18 protein-coding genes and 1 tRNA gene are annotated in these 22,823 nt (G+C 39.3%); 17 read left to right on the plus strand and 2 right to left on the minus strand.

Annotated features, from left to right (window positions below; genetic code table 11):
* Positions 1-7: 7 nt before the first annotated feature.
* From KIT27_03265 to KIT27_03300, 8 genes are all read left to right on the plus strand, one after another.
* On the plus strand, positions 8-388 hold the full coding sequence (locus KIT27_03265) for a DUF4845 domain-containing protein (GenBank protein ID MCW5588662.1): 381 nt from the start codon (positions 8-10) through the stop codon (positions 386-388).
* Positions 385-1,062 (plus strand): ribonuclease III, encoded by a 678-nt coding sequence (gene rnc / locus KIT27_03270; GenBank protein ID MCW5588663.1) that lies wholly within the window; start codon positions 385-387, stop codon positions 1,060-1,062. The genes KIT27_03265 and rnc overlap by 4 nt, the downstream gene beginning before the upstream one ends.
* A 2-nt stretch (positions 1,063-1,064) precedes the next feature.
* Positions 1,065-1,955 (plus strand): GTPase Era, encoded by an 891-nt coding sequence (gene era / locus KIT27_03275; protein ID MCW5588664.1) that lies wholly within the window; start codon positions 1,065-1,067, stop codon positions 1,953-1,955.
* A complete protein-coding gene (gene recO, locus KIT27_03280) occupies positions 1,955-2,671 on the plus strand; it encodes a DNA repair protein RecO (protein MCW5588665.1) in 717 nt (238 codons plus the stop codon). The genes era and recO overlap by 1 nt, the downstream gene beginning before the upstream one ends.
* A complete protein-coding gene (gene pdxJ / locus KIT27_03285; protein MCW5588666.1) occupies positions 2,668-3,405 on the plus strand; it encodes a pyridoxine 5'-phosphate synthase in 738 nt (245 codons plus the stop codon). Before recO ends, pdxJ begins: the two co-directional genes overlap by 4 nt.
* Entirely contained in the window at positions 3,402-4,676 is a 1,275-nt protein-coding gene (locus KIT27_03290) for an anhydro-N-acetylmuramic acid kinase (protein ID MCW5588667.1), read from the plus strand. Before pdxJ ends, KIT27_03290 begins: the two co-directional genes overlap by 4 nt.
* A gap of 63 nt (positions 4,677-4,739) precedes the next feature.
* The gene (locus KIT27_03295; GenBank protein ID MCW5588668.1) at positions 4,740-6,950 is read left to right on the plus strand and encodes a hypothetical protein; all 2,211 of its coding nucleotides are present in this window, start codon (positions 4,740-4,742) and stop codon (positions 6,948-6,950) included.
* Between the two features lie 154 nt (positions 6,951-7,104).
* Positions 7,105-7,181: transfer RNA gene (locus KIT27_03300), tRNA-Asp, on the plus strand.
* Between the two features lie 238 nt (positions 7,182-7,419).
* Here the strand turns inward: KIT27_03300 and KIT27_03305 are convergent.
* Entirely contained in the window at positions 7,420-8,403 is a 984-nt protein-coding gene (locus KIT27_03305; GenBank protein MCW5588669.1) for a DUF2156 domain-containing protein, read from the minus strand.
* 149 nt (positions 8,404-8,552) lie between these two features.
* Between KIT27_03305 and KIT27_03310 the strand changes: the two genes are divergently transcribed.
* From KIT27_03310 to lolD, 8 genes are all read left to right on the plus strand, one after another.
* A complete protein-coding gene (locus KIT27_03310; GenBank protein MCW5588670.1) occupies positions 8,553-10,445 on the plus strand; it encodes a SurA N-terminal domain-containing protein in 1,893 nt (630 codons plus the stop codon).
* A gap of 192 nt (positions 10,446-10,637) precedes the next feature.
* Positions 10,638-10,979: a DUF3301 domain-containing protein gene (locus tag KIT27_03315; protein ID MCW5588671.1), complete on the plus strand. Its 342-nt coding sequence runs from the start codon at positions 10,638-10,640 to the stop codon at positions 10,977-10,979.
* A 67-nt stretch (positions 10,980-11,046) separates the two neighbouring features.
* A complete protein-coding gene (locus KIT27_03320; GenBank protein MCW5588672.1) occupies positions 11,047-13,209 on the plus strand; it encodes an ABC transporter substrate-binding protein in 2,163 nt (720 codons plus the stop codon).
* The gene (locus tag KIT27_03325) at positions 13,203-14,180 is read left to right on the plus strand and encodes an ABC transporter permease (GenBank protein MCW5588673.1); all 978 of its coding nucleotides are present in this window, start codon (positions 13,203-13,205) and stop codon (positions 14,178-14,180) included. Before KIT27_03320 ends, KIT27_03325 begins: the two co-directional genes overlap by 7 nt.
* 12 nt (positions 14,181-14,192) lie before the next feature.
* Entirely contained in the window at positions 14,193-15,593 is a 1,401-nt protein-coding gene (locus KIT27_03330; protein MCW5588674.1) for an ABC transporter permease, read from the plus strand.
* Between the two features lie 11 nt (positions 15,594-15,604).
* Complete coding sequence (locus KIT27_03335) at positions 15,605-17,647, plus strand: ABC transporter ATP-binding protein (protein ID MCW5588675.1); 2,043 nt, start codon at positions 15,605-15,607, stop codon at positions 17,645-17,647.
* 203 nt (positions 17,648-17,850) lie between these two features.
* Positions 17,851-19,104, plus strand: a complete 1,254-nt coding sequence (locus KIT27_03340) for a lipoprotein-releasing ABC transporter permease subunit (GenBank protein MCW5588676.1) — start codon at positions 17,851-17,853, stop codon at positions 19,102-19,104.
* Positions 19,097-19,771 (plus strand): lipoprotein-releasing ABC transporter ATP-binding protein LolD, encoded by a 675-nt coding sequence (gene lolD / locus KIT27_03345; protein MCW5588677.1) that lies wholly within the window; start codon positions 19,097-19,099, stop codon positions 19,769-19,771. The genes KIT27_03340 and lolD overlap by 8 nt, the downstream gene beginning before the upstream one ends.
* On the opposite strand, the gene KIT27_03350 is transcribed toward lolD, so the two are convergent.
* Positions 19,763-20,287 carry a DUF2062 domain-containing protein gene (locus KIT27_03350; protein ID MCW5588678.1) on the minus strand — a complete coding sequence of 175 codons (525 nt, stop codon included), beginning with the start codon at positions 20,285-20,287 and terminating at the stop codon, positions 19,763-19,765. The genes lolD and KIT27_03350 overlap by 9 nt on opposite strands.
* Positions 20,288-20,366: 79 nt before the next feature.
* Here KIT27_03350 and KIT27_03355 point away from each other — a divergent pair, with 79 nt between their 5' ends.
* Complete coding sequence (locus tag KIT27_03355) at positions 20,367-22,616, plus strand: DNA internalization-related competence protein ComEC/Rec2 (GenBank protein ID MCW5588679.1); 2,250 nt, start codon at positions 20,367-20,369, stop codon at positions 22,614-22,616.
* Positions 22,617-22,823 lie beyond the last annotated feature (207 nt).

Consider the following 22,823-nt stretch of genomic DNA (forward strand, 5'->3'; position numbering starts at 1 on the left):
TATAGCTATGCAAAAGAAACAACAGGGTGCCTCACTACTAGGATTGGCTTTTTTTATTTTTCTTATTGGCTTTTTGCTTTTTTTTGCTGTTAAAGCGTTGCCACCGTTCTATACCGATCTCAGTGTCACTAAAGCCTTTTCCAATTTGCCTGATCACATGAAAGAGCCGCGTACTAACGCCTTGCCTTTCAAGGACGAAGTTACGCGTTATTTAATTAATTATTTTCGCATTAATAATGCGCGCAGCATTCCCATTGCCAATTTAAAATTTACTAAAAAGCCCGATAATCAAGTTTCGGTGCGCTTAGATTACCAAGTAGAAGAACATTTTTTCCGTAATATTTTTCTGGTTATTAAGTTTGAACATGAGGCCATCGTATCATCGTGAACGCACAACTTCAGCAATTAATGAAACAACTAGGCCATTCATTTCAAGATGAGTCCTATTTGCTGGCAGCACTGAGTCATCGTAGTTTCCAGTTGCAAAATAATGAACGTTTAGAATTTTTAGGCGATTCAATTGTCAATTTTGTCATTGCAGAAGCCCTGTATCAGCAATTTCCCAGTGCACGCGAAGGGGATTTAAGTCGCTTGCGAGCCAATTTAGTGCGCGGAGAAACCTTGGCTGAAATTGCTCAACAATTTGAATTAGGCAACTATTTACTTTTGGGGACAGGTGAATTAAAAAGCGGTGGCAAATACCGTAGCTCTATTTTAGCCGATGCCGTCGAAGCGATCATCGCTGCTATTTATTTAGATGCAGGGCTCGAAAAATGTCGTGCCTGTGTTTTGAGCTGGTTTCAACAAAGGCTCTTACAACAATCCTTGCAAGTATCTTATAAAGATCCGAAATCGCGCTTACAAGAATATTTGCAAGGTAAACAATATTCATTACCACAGTATGAAATTGTTAAAGTTGAAGGCGAAGCACATGCGCAAATCTTTTTTGTTGAGTGTCAACTCAATGAACACAATCTTCGCGCAGTAGCATCGGGAAGTTCAAGGCGGCGTGCTGAACAAGCAGCGGCAGAAATGATGTTAGAAAAATTAGAGATTAAATAACCATGACAACCACTTATTGCGGATTTATTACCATTGTCGGGCGCCCGAATGTGGGTAAATCGACATTTATAAATCATTTATTGGGAGAAAAAATTTGTATTACTTCGCCCAAGCCACAAACTACTCGTCATCAAATCCGCGGCATTAAAACCTATGATCATCATCAATTTGTCTTTATTGATACACCGGGATTGCACCAAGACAACCAACATCAATTAAATCAACTGATGAATAAAGCCAGTTTGCGCAGTTTGCAAGACGATATTAATGCGGTAATTTTTGTCATTGAGGCCATGCAGTGGCTACCTGAGGATGAATGGGTTTTAGAAAAAATCAAACACGTCAAAAAGCCAGTTATTTTATTAATCAATAAAACCGACAGAGTAAAAGATAAAGATCAGCTCTTACCCTTTATTGAAAAAATGGGAAAATACTATCCCTTTGCGGAAATTATTCCGATTTCTGCTTTATATGAAAAAAATCTTGTTAAATTATTTTCTTCCATCCAACCTTTTTTGCCAGCGTCACCTTTTTATTTTTCCGAAGACAATATCACCGATCAACATCAATCCATGCGCCTCAGTGAAATCGTGCGCGAAAAATTGATGCGTACCCTCGAGCAAGAATTACCGTATGCGATTACCGTGGAAATTGAACAAATACAGCATGAAGAAAAGCGCGTGTGCGTGGCGGCGTTAATTTGGGTTGAGCGCGAAGGGCAAAAAGCCATTGTCATAGGTAAAGGCGGCAAAGTTTTAAAAAATGTCGGGATCGCAGCGCGTAAAGATATGCAGAAAATATTGAATAAACCGGTCAATTTAAAATTATGGGTTAAAGTCAAAGAAAATTGGTCGGATGATCTAAAAGCCTTAAGACAGTTAGGCTATGAATAATGCGCGTGCAATTAGCCGAAGCATTGGTTCTTCATACCAGACCCTTTCGTGATACTAGTTTATTAGTGACTTTTTTCACGCGTGATCATGGAAAAATTGAAACTATGGCTAAAAATGCGCGTGGAATGAAATCGCGATTTCGCGGACAATTGCAACCGTTTCAACCGCTATTAATCAGTTTTAGCGGCAAAACAGAATTAATGACCTTAACCCATCTTGAGTTGATAGGGCAGGTGATTATCCTCAGCGAAGAAAGGTTATTCAGTGCTCTTTATCTCAACGAATTATTAGTCAAATTATTACAGCCTCAGGATAGTCATCCTGAATTATTTACAGTTTACGCGAAAACCTTACAAGAATTAACGGAAACCGATTCCATCGAAGTGACCTTGCGTTATTTTGAAAAAAAATTATTACGATTTTTAGGTTATGAATTAAATTTAGATTTCGATGCTCATACCCACGAAAAAGTCGATGCTAAAGCCTATTATTTATTGGATGTGGAAAACGGACCTGTTAAAATTAACACGCTACATCCTAATCATCCGCAACTAATTCGAGGCGAGTATTTATTAGCGTTGCAGCAAGAAACATTAGTCACTAAAGAACATTTAAAAGCGGCAAAATGGATTATGCGCCAAGCATTTAATCGATTGCTCAATGGCAAAACACTCAAATCCCGCGATTTATTTGTGCCGTTTAATAATGAGGAATAATTATTATGGTTTATTTAGGCGTTAATATCGATCATGTGGCAACACTGCGCCAAGTGCGAAGAACAGCGTATCCCGATCCTATTCATTTTGCCTTAGCAGCAGAGCAAGCGGGTGCCGATGGTATCACCTTGCATTTGCGTGAAGATAGACGACATATTCAAGATGAAGATGTGCGAGTATTACGAAAATTACTGCAAACACGCATGAATTTAGAATTAGCGTTAACCACAGAAATGATCGATTTTGCCTGCGCGATTCGCCCGCAACATTGTTGTATTGTGCCTGAAAAACGTGAAGAATTAACTACCGAAGGCGGATTAGATGTCATCCAGCAGCGTGCGAATGTGCAAGCGGCGGTAAAAAAACTACAACAACACGGCATTGATGTTTCCTTATTTATCGATCCTGATGTTGAGCAAATTGAAGCGTGTTTAGCAACGGGTGCTAAAACCATTGAATTACACACCGGTGAATATGCCAATGCAAAATCTTCTTCCCTGCAAGCAAAAGAATTAGCCCGACTTAATCATGCGGGAATACTAGCACAGCAAGCGGGACTCATTGTCAATGCCGGACATGGTTTGCATTATCATAACGTCACCGCCGTAGCCCAATTACCATTTATTAATGAATTAAATATCGGTCATGCAATTGTCGCGCGGGCGTTATTCTCCGGTGTGGAAAAAGCCGTGAGTGAAATGAAACAGTTGTGTCAGCGAGCAGAAACACGATGAAACTGTATCAGGCGATTGGATTAATGAGTGGAACCTCCATGGATGGAGTCGATGCCGCATTATTACAAACAGATGGAAAATTTCATAATCAATCATTGGCACACGTTCATTTGAATTATCATCCACAGTTTCATAAAGCGTTAAAAGCCGCGGAATTTGCTTTACATCAATACCAGGGGTCGCTGACTTTAGCAGAAGAACATTTTTTTCAAATAGTATTACAATTTTTGCGTCAGCAATTAAACGTTGATAACGTTGATCTTCATTTGCATGAATTAGCGGACTATTTTGCTTGTCCTCCTAACGAAATAACACTGACGAAAATAATTCAGCATTCCACACTATTGCACGCGCAGTGTGTCAACTTATTATTACAACAACAAAATTTAACGAGAGACGCCATTGATGTCATTGGTTATCATGGGCAAACCTTATTTCATCGCGCCAACCTTAAAAAGTCAATCCAAGTAGGTAATGCATCGTTATTGGCAGAGTTAACCGATATTGAGGTGGTTTACGATTTTCGCCAACAAGATTTAATGCATGGCGGGGAGGGCGCACCGCTGGCACCGATTTATCATCACGCCTTAGCCGTGCGACATCAGCTATTGCCTTGTGCGGTGATTAATTGTGGCGGGATTGCCAATATTACCGTGATTCCATCTCATCAAACGGCAGCGTTAGTGGCATTTGATATTGGGCCTGGATGTGGATTATTAGATCGCTTCGTGCGTTTGAAAACAGCAGGACGAGAAATGTGCGACCACGATGGCAAGTATGCTTTTAAAGGAAAAATTCATATTGATTTAATCGATGAGTTATATCAACGCTCGGGTGGTTTCGCTACTGAAAATTTTTATCAAAAGCCCTCTCCTAAATCCTTGGACACGCATGACTTGAGTTTGACTTCAGGAATATTAGCCTTAGATCTTAACGATGGTTGCGCGACCCTTGGATTTTTTACCGCTAAACTCTTAGCAGAGACTGTTATACAACAGTCACAAACAGCATTATTAACAACCGTGGTTTTAGTCGGAGGAGGTTTTGACAATCCTTTTATTACCCAACAGTTTAAATCATTATTACCCGCAACAACCCGCTTTTTGACTGCAAGCGATCTTGGTTGGCAATCCCAAGCGATTGAAGCAGAATTAATGGCCTATTTAGCAATTCGGCACCAACAAGGCTTAGCTATCACTTTTCCGACGACAACAGGCGTGATTGAGCCCATGTGCGGTGGGAAGCGCGTGGGCTGCCAGCCAACAGTATAAAATACATATTTCCTTAATAATGGATGGGTATACTATGCGCTTAAAAAATAATGAGAAAAAATCATGTTTACTGCAGAAATTACAAAATTAAAATCGCTGGCCCAACAATCTAAGCAATTTGAAAACCAATTTGATATCTTGTGTAAAACGGGTGAGAAGGTTAGTGTTTATACTGGCTTGCAACATTTATTGCTGGCGTTAGTCACAGGGTTTTTACAACATCCACAAAATCAAAACGAAGCAATGACAAGCTATGAGCTTATTAAGGATAAAATTACCACAGAAATTCGAAGCCAAAAAGAAAAGTTACAAAAAGAGGAAGATTCTAGCTTTTCATCTTCCAGTTCATCCTCTTCATCTAGCTCGTCATCCTCATCGAGTTCATCCGAAGCCTTATCAGCTTTAAGTGAAATTCAAGTAAAAATAAATACCTTTATCTCTGATTGTGAAATATTAATCCCCGATTTATTTTATAATGCCAAACTCGTGAATGATGGAAATTTTCCTAATATTTCTTTCTACCGTGAATTTGAAAAAATCCTAGACACTATTGCCAATAATCGTTTTGATCTTTATGGTAAAGCTGGAATCCAATATTTTGAGCAAATAAAAGCAAATGCAAAAGTTATAAATAATGCTTCTGGAAATGCTGCTAATTTAACAAACCATCAGCAAGTGTCCTCGACTGCTACCTCAGGTATAATTTTGCAAGATAGCGAAAATACTGAAGAATCGAATTCAGGTGAAGTAGCGTTAATGGCCATGAAAAATCAGCTAGATTGGTATCAATATATAATTAATCAGTTTATTCGCGAGGATGAGTTTGAAAAATATCAGCTCGTCGGATTCGGAATTGAAACCAATCACTCTGCATCAGAAACTAATCAACACAACATAAGCGTGGAGTGCACCCGTGAAAAACTAGATTGTAATGTTTTTAGATTTCAAAAAATTAAAAAATGGATTAATTTTGAAATGGCAATAGCGAACTCAAATGCGCCTCTTAATAAAACTGGTGAGTATGGAATCATAAGAAAATATCAAAAGCAGTTGACAAAATACCAAGGAAAACTCTATGAATCTATCTGTTCTTTTCGAGCTCACTATCTTATTTATAATGAAATTATTAAAAATAATGAAACTCGCAAATTAATTTATAATACTCATTATCCTATTTATGGAAAATTGATCCAATTCTGTCTGGAAAATAACATTAAAGAGAAACCTTATGAAAACTCAACTGTAGATTCATCCGCTGATCGCTTAGCGAACTTATGGGCAGCAATTATTATATTCGATTTCACCTATACTAACACAGCCAATGCGGAAGATTATTTTGCTAATAATATGCCAGATTTTATTGATACCTATTTTCCTAATAATTCGTTAAAAGAACAACTCAAACGGAATTGGGCAGCGCTTAATGTTTCACCAACGAACCAAAATAATGGCAATAATCCAATTGCTGTCGTTCTACCCAATGTTTTACCGCAAAACACTCATGCTGTTCAGTCACTCCAACCATCTTTACAAATAGTGTCTAGTTTACTTGCGCAAAATGCTCTTCTACTTGCGCGAAATGCTCAGCTTGAATCTGAATTAAGATTATCTCGCAGTAATAACACTTATTTGACTAGGCAAATTACTCAAAAAAATTCACAAATTGCAGAATTAAGTAATAGCAAAAAGCAAAGGGAGGCTCATACTCATACTTTTCAGCCACCTCGCAAAAAAAGCAATACCGGTTCTCTTTTGTTTAATCATAACTCTAATACTATTCCAAATAATGCTAATAATCAGCCAAGAGAAATGGTTAACGCTATACCAATAATGCCACCTGGTTCAAATCATCATAGATTAACAATGCCTCAAGGTAGAACACCTTCATTTTTTCAACCACCAAAATTACCTTTATCCTTTGGCAATGGATTTAATAACCAACATCTTCAATGCAATTCTGGTACAATCTCCCCAATATTCCCCGCAAGTCCTGATTTTACGGCCATATCGAACGCTGCCAATACACTTGCTACTTTAAGCACTCAGGCAAGTGATGGAACAACAACTGACTCGTCATCCAGTTTTTCTTCACAACCCCCCAATACAATCATGGGTAACAACAGGAAAAGAAAAACCTTTACCCCAGTTATTGTTATGTCTTCTAATATCGAAGCAAACCAGGATTACACTAAAAGCACAGGCGCCACAACTTCTGACTCTGAGAGACATCTGCCATTTAGCACTCCAACTCCTGGAAATTCAAATAATGAATAATAAACTTAACCATAAGCCTTCATCATCCTTTAAACTAAACTGCAATTTAAGGCTAATGATAAACTTGAATTTGGCTCAAAAAAATAATTAATTATAGCTTGCATGAACGTTAGTAGCTGCGTATAATCGCGCCTCATGCTGATTTTGAAAGCTCGGAGCGGTAGTTCAGCTGGTTAGAATACCGGCCTGTCACGCCGGGGGTCGCGGGTTCGAGTCCCGTCCGCTCCGCCACTTCTTATTGTTGCCTTGTCATGTTTAATTGGCTGGATGAAATGTCCAGAATAATTCTACTCTTAATCCATCTGTCCAATCATCAACTGAATCTCTTGTATTGAACTAAGTAATGTAAAGCGCGTCACTCTGACTGTGGTATTAATATTTAACTGTGGATGAGGGCACTACCGTGCTGTAATAAAGTGTTCTTAAGACAGGACTTACGAAAAACTTCGATTTTTACCTGCACTCTTCGTTACGAACCTTGCTGCGCTGCTCGCGACGGTTCGTGCCTCGATTGCAAAAAAAACTCTCGTTTTTCGTAAGTCCTGTAAGATTTAGCAGTATATTTATCGAGATAATGACAAGGATGGTAACTTTGTTTGGCTTTTCGTAAGCCTAAAACGCCCTCATCATTTTCGCGATTAACATAGACTAATTGCGGATTGCGCCTAAGATTATCGACTAAAAAAAATTGATTAATCGCTTGATAAGCACCAGGATAGTCACGCAAGGCTTTTTCAACGTGGATGACCAGCGTATCACTTGTTATGTTTTCACCGAGGGTAAAGGCAATGGGCTGCTGATTAAGGGTGATTACAGCGCCTTCATAGTCCAATTGCGAAAAATGTCGAAAAATAAATTCTACGCCTTGACGTTCTAATAAGAGATTAGGCGTCGAGTTGCTTGCATAAAATAACGATAAATGAGTGTGTAATTGTTCAAGCGAATTTGGGGTTAGTGGCTGATATTGGTAGCCCTGATGGCGTTTAAAACGATTTAATAAATTTCGTTTATCGTGATATAAATTCCCCGGCAAATGAATCAAATCGTTAATACGATAAATATAGTCGGATAAATCTAGGTTGTGGGTGATGATAAAATAATCTGAAAACAACTCTGTTAATGTCTGTTGTTGATCCTGCGTGAGCCAATTAAATGTAAAAGGAAGGTGAGGATGCTGCTGAAAAAAGTCAGTGGCCAACTGGCTAATACCCTTGAGTAAATCGCCATTGCCCAGTGGAAACGCGTAATAAGCGCAGTCATGCTCCCAAAAACGCAAGCAGAGAAAATTTTGAAGGAAACTATATTCTGGTTGATAGCGGAATTGCCATAGCATTAGTTCAGTAAAACAATGTGAAAAAGAGCGCATCTTGACAGTTGCAAAGTATTGGTCAAGTAGGGATTTATCGGCTAATTCAACTTTTTTCCAGAGCATGATGGGTCGTGCAATTACCATAAAATTGTATTGCCGAATCGTAGCGAGAATGCCGGCAAAAGTCACGCGCCCAGTTCAGTGATTTTTTTGCACCGACAACTCGCATTTGTGAGTGGGTTTGGTATATACTCAACTCCATTTTGAAAATGGAGTGGGTTGAAGGGCGAACTATGCTACAAAGTATACAAAAACGGGCACAAGGGGTTATCCTGTGGATTATTGTCATCTTAATTTGCGTGACCTTCGCAATGTGGGGAGTACACAATTATTTAACCACGGCACCCGGGCAAGAAATCGCCGCTAAAGTCAATGGCATCACCATCACTACCCAACAAGTCACCGATCTCTTTAATCGCTTGCAACGTCAGCAGCAAATCCAATTGGGCGCAAATTATAATCCAACCCCAGAAAGCACCAAAGCACTGCGGGAATTGGCTTTAGACAATTTAATCGACGGCACTTTATTATTTGAAAATGCTAAGCAGCATGGTTTACGAATTTCTCAGAATCAACTCGTAGGGATGATTCAAAATATTCCTGCGTTTCAAGTGAATCAATCTTTTTCCAACGAACGTTTTGCAGAGCTTGTGCGCAACATGGGATTTACTCCGCAACAATATTTAGATCAATTGCAAAAGGGCTTATTGATAGAACAAATGCGTAGTATGTTTTTAGCCCCTGTTTTTTCCTTGCCTTATCAAGTTCAGCAAGCGATTAGTTTGGTCACAGAAAAACGTGATTTTTCTTATAAAATTATTCCTGCTAAACAATTCGCGTCACAGGTTAAAATCGATGAAAAGCAATTGCAAGATTATTATCAACAACATAAAAATACTTTCAAAGTCCCCGAGCAAGTCAGTATCAATTATATCGAACTCTCACTGCCAGAGGTGATGAAAACCATTAACGTTAGCGATAAACAATTAAAAGAATATTACGACAATAATCTCGATAATTATACCACGCCGCCGCGCTGGAAAATCGCGCAAATTTTATTGCGCGTTCCCACTCAGGCAACGGCTCAAGAACGGCAAGCAATTAATGAAAAAGCTCAGCAGATATATCAACAAGTGGAAAAGGGCGCTAATTTTGCAAAATTAGCCAAGCAGTACTCTGAAGATCGGGTTTCTGCTAAACAGGGGGGTGATCTAGGTTGGATCGATAATCACACAAAATTACCGCCATCCTTTTTAACGGTAGTGCGACAATTAAATAAAGCTGGACAAGTAAGCAAACCCACTCCCACGGAATATGGCATCAGTATTATTAAACTCCAAGCCTATGAACCGCAAAAAATTGCTTCTTATCCATCTATTTATTCCCAGTTAAAACAGGATTATCTGCAACAACAAGCACAACAACATTTTGCGAATTTAAACGAGCAACTTGCCAATTTAAGTTATGCTAATTCCGATAGTCTTAAGCCTGCGGCTAAGGCTTTAGGCTTAACGATTCAAACAAGTGGCTTATTTTCGCGAGATGGTGGCAAGGATGATTTCACTAAAAATCCCAAAGTCATTAGCGCTGCATTTAGCAACGATGTGTTAACTCAACATTACAATAGCGATCCACTTGAACTCAGTAATAATCACGTAATTGTTTTGCGTATTGCTAAACATTTACCGGCGCGTATTCAAGCTTTTGCTGAAGTAAAAGATAAAATTAAAGAATTATTGGTGCAAAAACACATGCAGGAGCTGGCACAGCAGCAAGGTCAGCAACTCTTAGACACCCTTAAAAAGCAAAATATAGCGAATACTAAAGGTTGGAAATCCGTTAAAGCCATCACCCGCATTGCCAACCAGTTACAACCGGAAATTGTTGCGCATGCATTTCAATTGCGTCAAGAAACACCCTGGCAAGGATTTTCACTGCGTAATGGTGATTATGTGCTTATCCACCTCAGTGCGATTCATCCAGGCAATCTCGATCCTAAAACGGCGAATGCGATTGCCGCTTACCAACTCGAGCTTGAACGTACCATGGGTGGTTTGGATTATGAATTATATGTTTTAGGGCTGAAAAAGCACGCTAAAATTGTGATGATAAGCAAATCTGCATAGCACTGGTGTAAACACGTTAAGAAAGGAGCGCTCACACTAAGTTTCTCCGGTGAGCGGAGAGTACGACTGATACGCGGCGAATAGCTACTCAAAATAATTGGTTTATTAGTAAAGCATCAAGTTAGTAACACTGCAATTTTTGCACGCGCATTCATCTTGCATGCTTATTAGTGCTGAATTACAATAGCCTCCATGATTTCGTTGATATCACTGTTTATTCTCTTTGGATTCGTCTGGTTATGGATGGATTCTTTGCATGCCAAAAAAATTGCCGTGGATGTTTCTAGGCGCGCTTGTGAGCAGCGTCATTTTCAATTACTCGATGATACAGCGGTATTAAAATCAATGAGCTTAAAACGAAGTCTAGCAGGGCATCTGTGTATTGTCCGAACGTATCGCTTCGAATATTTTCAAGAAAATAATTTGCGTTTGGCAAGTACCATCACGCTTGCGGGTAAGCTCGTGGTGGAACTCGGTTTTTCTCGCCCCAATAATATTGTGCAATTTCCTAATTTAAATCAAAGTCATCCGTAATTTTAAATTCCTAAATTGTGATCGCGAGGGTATAATACCCTTCAATGACATAACAGGGATTGGATGTGTGAAACGGATTTTATTCCTCTTAATAACCTTGTTCCTCTTAAATGGCTGTCACGATCGCCCATTGAATAATCCTTATCCGCATAAAGAAAACCAAGCCAATATTCTTTATTCCAGTTTTAGTGAGCGTCCGAAAACGCTCGATCCCGCGCGTTCCTATTCCGTCGAAGAATCGCTTTTTACCAATCATATTTACGAACCTCCCTTGCAATATGATTATTTGCAGCGTCCCTATCAACTCATCCCGTTAACTGCTACCACTATGCCACAACCTCAATATGTTGATAAAAGTGGTAACCCTTTACCCCAAAACGCAGCGGATGAAAAAATTGCGTATAGTATTTATCGCATTCAGATTAAGCCCGGCATTTTTTTTCAAAACCATCCGGCGTTTGCCAAAGATAGTTTCGGGAATTATCGATATCAACATTTAACCTTACCACAACTAGAAAAAATAAATACGCTCTCTGATTTTACCCATACTGCTACTCGCGAACTCACGGCAGAAGATTATGTCTATCAAATAAAACGTTTGGCGAATCCTAAAGTACATTCACCTATTTTAGGATTAATGAGTCAGCATATCGTGGGTTTAAAAGAGTATTCGCAGCGATTAAGCGAAGCATTACAAAAACATCCCGATCAATTTTTAGATTTACGGCAATATCCTTTAGCCGGTGTTAAAGTCATCGATCGCTATACCTATGAAATAAAATTAACTGGAAAATACCCACAATTTATCTATTGGCTAGCGATGCCTTTTTTTGCGGCGATGCCGTGGGAGGCCGATTTATTTTATGCTAATCCTGCATTGAAGGAACATAATATTTCTCTCGACTGGTATCCGGTGGGCACAGGTCCCTATCAATTAGTAATTAATAATCCCAATAAAGAAATGGTATTAGTTCGCAATGCCAATTTCCATCCTGAATTTTATCCGCAGAGCGGAACCACAGAAGATAAACAACGCGGATTACTCAAAAATGCCGGATTGCGTTTACCTTTTATCGATAAAATCGTTTTTACTTTAGAAAAAGAAAGCATTCCGCGGTGGAATAAATTTTTGCAAGGTTATTACGATAGTTCCGATGTCAGTTCAGATAGTTTTGATCAAGCTATTCGCATCGATCAAACAGGCACTCCACATCTCACAGCAGAACTTAGTGCCAAAGGTGTGCAATTACAAACACAAACGGGTTTAAGCACGTTTTATTTAGGTTTTAATATGAACGATGATGTGGTAGGAGGGATGAGTGAACGTGCGCGGAAGTTACGTCAAGCAATTTCCATTGCATTGGATTACGAAGATTTTATTTCGATTTTTTTAAATGGCCGCGGACTTGCTGCGCAAGGTCCCTTACCCCCTGGAATTTTTGGCTATCAACAGCATCAACATGCCTTTAATCCGTATGTTTATGATTGGGTAGAAAATAAACCGCAGCGCAAGAGTCTAGCGGAAGCAAAAAAATTACTAACTGCTGCAGGCTACCCGCACGGTATTAATCCTAAAACGGGTAAACCGCTCATATTACATTATGACACCGTTGCCAGTGGTGGACCCGATGATAAATCACGTTTAGATTGGATGCGCAAACAATTTGAAAAATTAGGGATACAATTAAATATTCGCAGCACCACGTATAATCGTTTTCAAGAAAAAGTGCGTCAAGGCAATGCGCAATTATTTTCGTGGGGTTGGATGGCCGATTATCCCGATCCTGAAAATTTTTTATTTTTATTATATGGTCCTAACGGCAAAGTGAAGCACGGGGGGGAAAATGCCGTCAATTATCATAACCCTGAGTACGATCGCTTATTTGATAAAATGAAAAATTTACCTAATAATCAAGAACGGCAACGCATCATTGAAAAAATGATTGCCATAGTGCAACGGGATGCGCCGTGGGCATTTGGTTTTCATCCCTTAAATTTTGCCTTAAGTCATCAATGGGGCGATGCCGTTAAACTCAGTGCGATGTCTAGCAATACCTTAAAATATAAACGGATTTATCCTGAGGTTCGTGAACTTAAACGCCAACAATGGAATCAACCCATTTGGTGGCCTATATTTTTAATCGTAATTATTCTTATGATCGCCTTATTACCCGTGCTTTGGCACTATTGGCGCAAAGAACATCAGGTTAAAAGGCGTAAACCATGGTAGCTTATATTATTCGACGTATACTTTATGCAATTCCCGTGCTAATTGGCGTAAATATTTTAACGTTTTTATTATTTTTTATTGTCAATTCTCCTGATGACATGGCACGCATGCATCTAGGACAAAAGCATGTGACGCAAGCAGCAATTGATAGTTGGAAAAAAACTCACGGTTATGACGTTCCACTTTTTTATAATGATCATGAAACTGGCATTTCAACGTTGACTGCAACGTTATTTTTTCAAAAATCGCTGCAATTATTTATTTTTCATTTTGGTGTTTCAGATTCTGGACGCAATATTGGTCATGATATTCGCCAGCGTATGTGGCCATCGCTCAGTATTGCTATTCCCATTTTATTGTTAGGATTATTCGTTAACATTGTATTTGCGATGTTAATGGCATTTTTCCGCTCCACGTATTTAGACATCACGGGCGTGATTATTTGCGTCATTATGATGTCGATTTCCAGTTTATTTTATATTATTGGAGGTCAATATTTAGTGGGAAAAATGTTGCACCTAGTTCCTATTTCGGGATTTGATTATGGCTGGAATGGGATTAAATTTATTATTTTGCCGGTTATTATTGGCGTGATTGGAGGAATTGGTGCAGGTTCACGCTGGTATCGCACTTTGTTTTTAGAAGAAATGAATAAAGATTACGTTCGCACTGCACGCGCCAAAGGCTTAGCAGAATTTAAAGTATTATTTAAGCATGTCTTAAAAAATACCTTAATTCCCATTTTAACGGGAGTCATTGTGATATTACCGAGTTTATTTCTAGGTAGCTTGATCATGGAATCTTTTTTTGGGATCCCAGGCCTTGGCAGCTATACCATCGATGCGATTCAACAACAAGATTTTGCAATTGTGCGTTCCATGGTATTTCTGGGTTCGGTATTATATATCATAGGATTAATTTTAACGGATATTTCATATACCTTAGTCGATCCACGTATCCGTTTTCGCTAAAATGAGAGGATGATGGCTTATCAATTTGTGTTACTGTGGACAGATGCATTAATTTATGTGCTGTTAATTAGCATTGTGGTTTTTGCCATGATTGCACGCCGCCATGAGCACCTGCGTGCGCCATGGCGTCAATTTTTACGTAATCGTTTAGGCATGTTTGCCTTGGCAGTGCTGAGTGTTTATATTTTTATTGGCTTATTAGATTCCATTCATTTTTACCCACATGTTGTTAATGCACAGCAAACTCATCAGCAACAGCAGACCACGCAAATGCGCTCGCTATTAGACAGCTTATTATCGCCTTTGGATACTGAATATGAAAAAACTTATTCAGCACCTTTTGCCACCACATTATATGTTAAAGAAAGCAAACTAAATTCCGCAGGAGAATTTATTCAATACTATCCTTCGCTAAATTATCTTACACCCAAACTTAACGAACTTAACACGGAATTTTATCAACGAATAGGGATTGGCATAACTCAGGGAGTTGTTTTTAGCTTCACACTTTTAGTGTTATTTATTTTATTCACTAAATTTAAAACTCATCACTCCTATACAACTATTCTGAAAAAGTTTATTAGCGGGCAAACACCTTATGCCTGGCGCGTTTTATTTTTTACGTATTTATGTTTATTTATCATCATGGGAGTAAGCTATGAATTATCGCGGATATTTCATATTCTAGGTACCGATCAAATTGGGCAAGATGTTTTTTATCAAACGTTAAAAAGCATTCGTACAGGTTTAATTATTGGTACACTGACGACCTTAGTGATGTTACCCTTTGCGGTAATATTAGGCATGATGGCTGGTTATTTTGGCGGCTATATTGATGACATCATTCAATACGTCTATACCACCTTAAATTCTATTCCAGGTGTATTATTAATCGCTGCGGCGATTTTATCCTTACAAATCTTTATGGCCAATCATCCTAATTTATTTCCATCAATTGCCGAGCGCGCGGATGTGCGTTTATTAGCACTCTGCGTTATTTTAGGGATCACCAGTTGGACAGGGCTGTGCCGATTACTGCGTGGAGAAGCCTTAAAATTACGTGAAATGGATTATACAGCTGCGGCCAAAGTATTAGGTCTGAGCAATTTTAATATTTTAATTCGCCATATTTTACCGAATGTCCTTCATATTATTATTATTTCGGTAGTCTTAGATTTTAGTGGATTAGTCTTAGCAGAAGCCGTACTTTCCTATGTCGGGGTTGGCGTTGATCCTACCACGCACAGTTGGGGCAATATGATTAACGCCGCTCGTTTGCAATTAGCGCGCGAGCCGGTCGTGTGGTGGCCACTGTTGGCGGCTTTTATTTTTATGTTTATCTTAGTTTTAGCAGCCAATTTATTTTCCGATGCCATTCGCGATGCGTTTGATCCCAGAATTCGTCAACAATAGGATTTATTTTTATGACGACACCACCATTATTAACGATTAAAAATTTAATCACGGGATTTAATACTCGTCAAGGTTTTGTGCGAGCGATAGATGGCATTGATTTTAATTTGCACCCAGGTGAAACCTTGGCACTATTAGGCGAATCGGGTTGTGGAAAATCGTTAACGGCGTTATCAATTTTACAACTCTTACCCTTAACGGCAGAAATCAGTAGCCGTAGTGAAATCTATTTGCAGCAACACAATTTACTCAATTTATCCGAAGTGGGGATGCGACACATTCGTGGTAATGAAATTGCCATGATTTTTCAAGAACCGATGACATCGTTAAATCCCGTTTTAACGGTAGGTGAACAACTGAGTGAAATATTAAAAAAACAAAACGATCTATCACGACGTCAACAACAGCAACGCCTGCTTGAATTGCTCGATTGGGTAGGAATTCCTGCTGCCAGGCAACGCTTAAAAGAATATCCACATCAATTATCCGGTGGAATGAAACAACGCATCATGATTGCCATTGCGTTGGCTGCAAAACCGCGAATCTTAATTGCAGACGAGCCAACCACCGCCTTAGATGTGACGATTCAAGCGCAGATTTTAGATTTATTAAAACAACTTCAACGCGACACGGGCATGGCTATTTTATTAATTACTCATGATTTGGGCGTCGTGCGAGAAATGGCGCAACGTGTTGCGGTGATGTATGCAGGAAAAATTATTGAAGAAGCCACCAGCGAATTATTTTTTAAACAACCCTTACATCCCTACAGTCAAAAATTATTTAATGCACTTCCCGATTTAACCAAACGTTCACAAGCACTTGAGATTATTAAAGGGCAAGTCCCAGCATTAAAAACGCATTATCTGGGTTGTCGCTTTGCCAATCGCTGTCAAGCAGTGATGGATCAGTGTCACCACATCATGCCTGAATTACAGGTATTTCACGATCAACGGGTAGCTTGTCATTTATATGCTAACCAACAAATTCATTTTTCTCTTGCTGTGCAGGCCGAGGAAAATAGCGTGAGTGCAGGCGTTTTACCGCAAACTCTCGAGACTACGTCAACCCAAACTGTCCATGCCAATGATAATGTTTTACAAGTCAGTAATCTCACCATTCATTTTCCGATTTATCGTGGCTTATTCAAACGTCAAGTGAATGCAGTTAAAGCAGTTGATGGTATTCATTTAGCCTTAGCACGGGGAAAAACCTTGGCATTGGTTGGAGAATCGGGTTGTGGAAAAACCACCATTGGTAAAAGTATTGTGCAGTTACTAACACCGAATGGTGGCATCATTTGCTTAAATGGTAAAAATCTCAATGAATTATCTCGTGGTGATCGTTTTGCTATGCGCAAAGAATTGCAAATTATTTTTCAAGATCCTGTTTCATCAATGGATCCGCGGATGATGGTTGGCGATATTATCAGTGAAGGTCTGAAAGCCTTGAAGCTGGAATCCGATCCCAAAAAAATCGATGCGCGCGTCGATGACTTGTTGCAACAAGTGGGATTAAATCCTGAAGCTAAATACCGTTATCCTCATGAATTTTCCGGTGGTCAACGTCAACGAATTTGCATTGCCCGCGCGCTAGCAGTCAAGCCCTCGGTAATAGTCTGCGATGAACCCACCAGTGCCTTGGATGTGTCTGTGCAAGCGCAAATTTTAAATTTATTAAAATCGTTGCAACAAGAATTTGGCTTAAGTTATTTATTCATTACGCATAATATTTCGGTAGTGGCGTATTTAGCCGATGAAATTGCCGTGATGTATTTAGGTCGAATTGTGGAATATGGTCATGCTGAAAAAATTTTAAATCATCCCCAACATCCTTATACCCAAGCCTTATTACAAGCAGTGCCGAGTATTTCTACTCCAACTCAACCCAGAATTAAATTATCCGGCGAACTGCCATCCCCCATTAATCCCCCGCCAGGCTGTTATTTTCATCCCCGCTGCAAACATGCCTTACCCACTTGCCGAGAATCTTATCCTCCGACTATTCAACAAAACGGCAGTAAAGTAAGCTGTTGGTTGTATCAAGACGGATAATAAAATAATTTCTCTTAACGGATGATTAGAGGTTTAAAATATCAATTTTTTGGTTTTATTGATGAAGGAATTTGTCATAACTCCACCTGGCGATAATGTATTAATATGCTATCTACTATAATTCTTAAATGGACGTCAGTTGGATTGAAAATCTCTGCCAAAGCCCGTATTCTATGCAGCTATTACCTTATCAAGGATAATCCATGTATCGCCCTTTAAGTTTATTTATTGCGTTACGTTATTTGCGTGCCAAACGGCGTAATCACTTTATTTCTTTTATTGCCATCATGTCGATTGCCGGCATTGCTTTGGGCGTAACGGTGCTTATCACGGTGTTATCGGTGATGAATGGCTTTGATGAACAAATTCGCTCGCGTTTATTTGACGTCGCGCGGCAAATCACCATTACTGATGTCAGTGGCGCGTTGCAAGACTGGCAGACACTCAGCAAAAATCTCCACAGCAATAAAGAGATTGTGGCGAGTGCGCCGATGATCGACGGGCAGGGTGTTTTAACCAGTGATATTGGTGGGGTGCATGCCGCAGCCGTGGTGGGGATTGATCCGACATTGGAAAGTGGCGTTTCTGGGATCACTAAAAAAATGATTAAAGGCCAATTAAGTGATTTAAAAGCCGGTCAATTTGATATGATCTTAGGAATTAAATTAGCGCAAAATTTAGGCGTGAGTGTAGGTGATAAAGTTATTTTAATGATCCCGCAAGCGACATTAACCCCAGCAGCATTAATTCCGCGTTATAAGCGCTTTACCGTGGTAGGGCTATTTCAAGTCGGAAATGGTTTTCCTTTCGATAGCCAACTTGCATTTATTAATCTTCACGACGCACAAGCACTCTATCAAATCCCTCAGCAAGTCACAGGGCTGCGTTTAAAGCTAACTGATTTATATCTCGCGCCCAGCATTGCCGCCAAACTCACGCAACAATTGCCCGATCGCTACGTCATTCACGATTGGACACAAGATTACGGTAATTTTTTTGAAGCGATTCGCTTAGAAAAAACCATGATGTTTATTATTTTATTATTAATTATTGCTGTTGCCGCATTTAATTTAGTCGCAACTTTAGTGATGGTAGTTAATGAAAAGCGGGCAGATATTGCTATCTTAAGAACGCTAGGCGCAACACCCACGCGGATTTTAACTATTTTTATTATTCAAGGCGTCACCATTGGTATTATTGGTACGGTATTGGGGTTAATCGGAGGATTATTATTAGCCGATAATGTCACCATGATTGTCAATGGTCTGCAGCATTTATTTAACGTGCAACTCTTTGCTTCTAATATTTATTTTGTTAATTATTTACCGTCAAAAATTGAAATCAGTGACGTTATAAAAATTTGCACGATTTCATTAAGCTTAAGTTTATTAGCGACGATTTATCCCGCGTGGCGCGCCGCACGGACTCAACCCGCAGAGGCCTTACGTTATGAATAATCCAGTATTAGCGTGTCATGATTTACAAAAAACATTTCAAGACGGTCAATTAAATGTGACGGTGTTGAAAGGAGTAAATTTAACCATTCACGCTAAAGATCGCATCGCGATTTTAGGCAGTTCAGGCAGTGGTAAAAGCACATTATTGCATTTATTAGGTGGGCTCGATCAACCGAGTGCGGGCGAAGTGCAATTAAATGGCATTTCATTTTCACACTTATCTGAAAGTAAACGCAGTTTATTGCGTAATCGTTATCTCGGATTTGTTTATCAATTTCATCATTTATTACCCGAATTTAGTGCGCTAGAAAATGTGTGCATGCCATTATTAATGCGTCAGCAAGCGAAAGCTGACATGATTGAAAAAGCGCAGGATGTATTAAATAAAGTGGGACTAAGCCATCGTCTTCAACATCGTCCGGCAGAACTTTCGGGTGGAGAAAAGCAGCGTGTCGCCATTGCCCGGGCGTTGGTGACAGAGCCTTTGTGTATTTTAGCCGATGAACCCACGGGCAATTTAGATACACGCACCGCCTTGCAAGTCTATGAAACCTTTCAGCAGCTTAATGAAAATTTTAATACCAGTGTGGTTATCGTGACTCACGACGAACGCATCGCTAAACAAATGCCGCGTTGTTTCACCATGGAAGATGGGCAATTAAGGTAACGACGTATTACGAACCGCTTGACGTTTTTTCCAGGCGCGCGCCACAACGCAGCGCCACAGCACGCGAATAATAATTTGCCCAACGATGCCGCACACTAATCCACAAATTACACTGCCCAGCAATAACGGTTCCCAAATATAGGCCAATTGGTTCATTAACCATTCCAAGGAAAATTCCAGTTGCACGGGACTAGGGGGTAAACCCAGTAAAAAAGCGCCCACTTTATAAGCAAAATATAACATCGGTGGCATGGTGATAGGATTGGTTACCCAGACTAAAACGACTGAAATGGGAACATTGGCACGGATCACAATCGCCAGTAGTGCTGCCCAAATCATTTGAAAGGGGACGGGCAAATACATGCAAAATAATCCAACCGTAAACGCCCATGCAACCCCGCGCCGATTAAAATGCCATAACAACGGATCGTGCAGTAAACGTCCTAAAAATCGCAAATGTTTATGCTCACGCAAGCTATCGGCATTGGGAGATATTTTTTTAAACCACTTTTTCACGCTTTCGATCCTTTAAAAATTCCCGTACAATTTCCACGGGACGCAGAGAAATTTATCACAGAACTTCAGGTAAGTTAACATGCGTTGCTACTTAATTGCATTTCTTGGCGGAGCTATTTTAGCCACCCAAGTCACGGTTGTCCTTTCTTTAGATGGGTTAGCGCCCTTATTTATTTTAACGTGTGTTAGTTTTTTGAGGATTAAACGCCATTACTGGAGGATATTGCTGAGCTTTTCTAGTGGGGCTTTATGGTTACTGATCAACGTGTCATGGCATTTGCACTGGCAATTACCCTCAAACTGGCAACAGCAGGTTATCACCATCAGTGGCACCATCAGTGAACCTGTCAAACAACAATCTCATTTTTGCAGTTTTATTTTTACTACCCGTGAGATGAATTCACAAACTCTTCACACGCAGTTACATTTAACGTGGTATGAGCCACATCCTTTATTAGAAATGGGGCAAACCTGGAAGTTGCAGGTAAAATTAAAACGTAATCATAGTTATCTTAATGCCGGTGGTTTTGATTATGAAAAATGGTTATTTGCTCATAATATTCACGCCCTGGGTTATGTGACACACGGTCAATTATTATCAATCCAGCATGCAAGTTTACGATCGTATTTTAATAAAAAACTCAATACTTCATTAGCCGGTTTCACGCATGCCAATATGATGAAAGCATTAATGCTTGGCGATCAATCGGCAATTTCAGCATCGCAATGGGACATTTTGCAAAAAACCGGAACGGTGCACTTAATGGTGATTGCGGGTTTGCATATTGGACTAGTGGCCGGTGTGTTTTTTTTCTTAATTAGTTTAATCAGCCGTGGTTTTGCCACGCTCTATCTTTGGCATCCACGACAAGAAATCGCTGGAATAATTAGTTTAATGGCAGTGTTTTTTTACGTTTTGATGAGTGATTTTGCTATTCCTACGCAGCGCGCTTTTTTAATGTTGTTATTATTTTTAATGATTAAAATTTTGCGGAGAAATACTAAATTTATCGACATTTTTACCTTAGGTGCGTTCTTGATTGTCGCCTATAATCCGTTGGCATTATATACCACGGGATTTTATTTATCGTTTTTAACCGTTGCGATATTATGTTTTGCCTTTTGGGGTCGAAAAAATTCTCATTGGCAGTGGGTGCAGATGCAAGGGGTTTTATTGCTGGGAGTTTTTCCGATCTCTTTATATTTTTTTCAGCAAGTTTCGTTAATAAGCCCCTTGGCAAATAGTGTGAGTGTGCCGCTAGTGGGAGGTATTGTCGTCCCTTTATGTTTACTCGCTACTTGCTGTTTATTATGGTCATCAACCGTAGCACACCTGCTATTTTCGATTGCCGATAAATTATTAATTATCGTTTGGCATTATTTAGTGTATTTAAGTCAATTACCGTATGCCGTTTGGAAATTTTCATTAACAAATTTGTATTTATTAATAATCGTAATGTTAAGTATTTTTATTGTCTTATTGCCTCGAGCTTTTCCGGGAAAATTCGCCAGTTTAATTATCATTCTTACTTGTTTAAATTGGCCTGTTCCTCGCATGACATTTGCCGCAATTAGTTTTAGTATCTTAGACGTTGGGCAAGGTTTAGCGAGTGTGGTGCAAACGGCACATCATGTGTTAATTTACGATGCTGGCCCAAAATTTAATAGCGAACTCGATAGTGGTAAAAATATAGTTATCCCCTTTTTATTAAATCAGGGAATTAAAAAAATTGATGCCATGGTCATTAGTCATGGCGATAATGATCATATTGGCGGAGCAGCTAGTATTTTAATGCAATTTCCTACGACAAATTTATTAACAAGCGCACCCGAAAAATTAATTATTTTTCATCCTAAATTGTGTCATGCCGGACAGCATTGGCGATGGGATGGTGTCGATTTTACGGTGCTATATCCTAGTAAAAATTTTTATGGTTTAGATAATAATAGTTCTTGTGTTTTATCAATTACCAACCATAGGGCAACGATTTTATTAACGGGAGATATTGAACATTTGGCGGAAAATGAATTACTCAAAAGCGATCTTCAACAATTGCCAAGTACGATTTTAGTCGCACCTCATCATGGCAGTAAAACGTCTTCGTCAAACCCATTTATTCAAGCCATTCAACCTCATTTTGTGGTGTTTGCTACAGGATATTTAAATCGATTTCATTTTCCAGATGCTACAGTGGTAAGACGTTATCACGCATTAGGTGCTGAGCTTTTAAATACGGCGAATTGTGGTGAAATTCATTTTACGATTAATTCACAAGGAAAAATTACCTCATCATGTTATCGCCATGATCATCCACAAGTGTGGCGCTAATGCGAATAATTATCATGACATCTGTGCGACAAATTAAAAAAATACTTGACCTCAGAAAACTTAGCGGTTATTTTTTCACACTTTGTAGATTTATTTGTAGTGCTGTCATGATGTATTTAATACTTTATTTTTTCCAAAAATCCGTTACAATCAATCCATACCACTTTAGACCTCTTTTGTTTGCAAATGTACTTAAAGCGTTTGAGT

Source organism: Legionellales bacterium, from assembly GCA_026125385.1.
Classification (GTDB): Bacteria; Pseudomonadota; Gammaproteobacteria; order JAHCLG01; family JAHCLG01; genus JAHCLG01.

Coding starts and splice junctions, on each gene's coding strand:
- KIT27_03265 (MCW5588662.1), top strand. CDS start 8: ATGCAAAAGAAACAACAGGGTGCCTCACTACTAGGATTGGCTTTTTTT.
- era (MCW5588664.1), top strand. CDS start 1,065: ATGACAACCACTTATTGCGGATTTATTACCATTGTCGGGCGCCCGAAT.
- recO (MCW5588665.1), top strand. CDS start 1,955: ATGCGCGTGCAATTAGCCGAAGCATTGGTTCTTCATACCAGACCCTTT.
- KIT27_03290 (MCW5588667.1), top strand. CDS start 3,402: ATGAAACTGTATCAGGCGATTGGATTAATGAGTGGAACCTCCATGGAT.
- KIT27_03295 (MCW5588668.1), top strand. CDS start 4,740: ATGTTTACTGCAGAAATTACAAAATTAAAATCGCTGGCCCAACAATCT.
- KIT27_03305 (MCW5588669.1), bottom strand. CDS start 8,403: ATGGTAATTGCACGACCCATCATGCTCTGGAAAAAAGTTGAATTAGCC.
- KIT27_03310 (MCW5588670.1), top strand. CDS start 8,553: ATGCTACAAAGTATACAAAAACGGGCACAAGGGGTTATCCTGTGGATT.
- KIT27_03315 (MCW5588671.1), top strand. CDS start 10,638: ATGATTTCGTTGATATCACTGTTTATTCTCTTTGGATTCGTCTGGTTA.
- KIT27_03325 (MCW5588673.1), top strand. CDS start 13,203: ATGGTAGCTTATATTATTCGACGTATACTTTATGCAATTCCCGTGCTA.
- KIT27_03330 (MCW5588674.1), top strand. CDS start 14,193: ATGGCTTATCAATTTGTGTTACTGTGGACAGATGCATTAATTTATGTG.
- KIT27_03335 (MCW5588675.1), top strand. CDS start 15,605: ATGACGACACCACCATTATTAACGATTAAAAATTTAATCACGGGATTT.
- KIT27_03340 (MCW5588676.1), top strand. CDS start 17,851: ATGTATCGCCCTTTAAGTTTATTTATTGCGTTACGTTATTTGCGTGCC.
- lolD (MCW5588677.1), top strand. CDS start 19,097: ATGAATAATCCAGTATTAGCGTGTCATGATTTACAAAAAACATTTCAA.
- KIT27_03355 (MCW5588679.1), top strand. CDS start 20,367: ATGCGTTGCTACTTAATTGCATTTCTTGGCGGAGCTATTTTAGCCACC.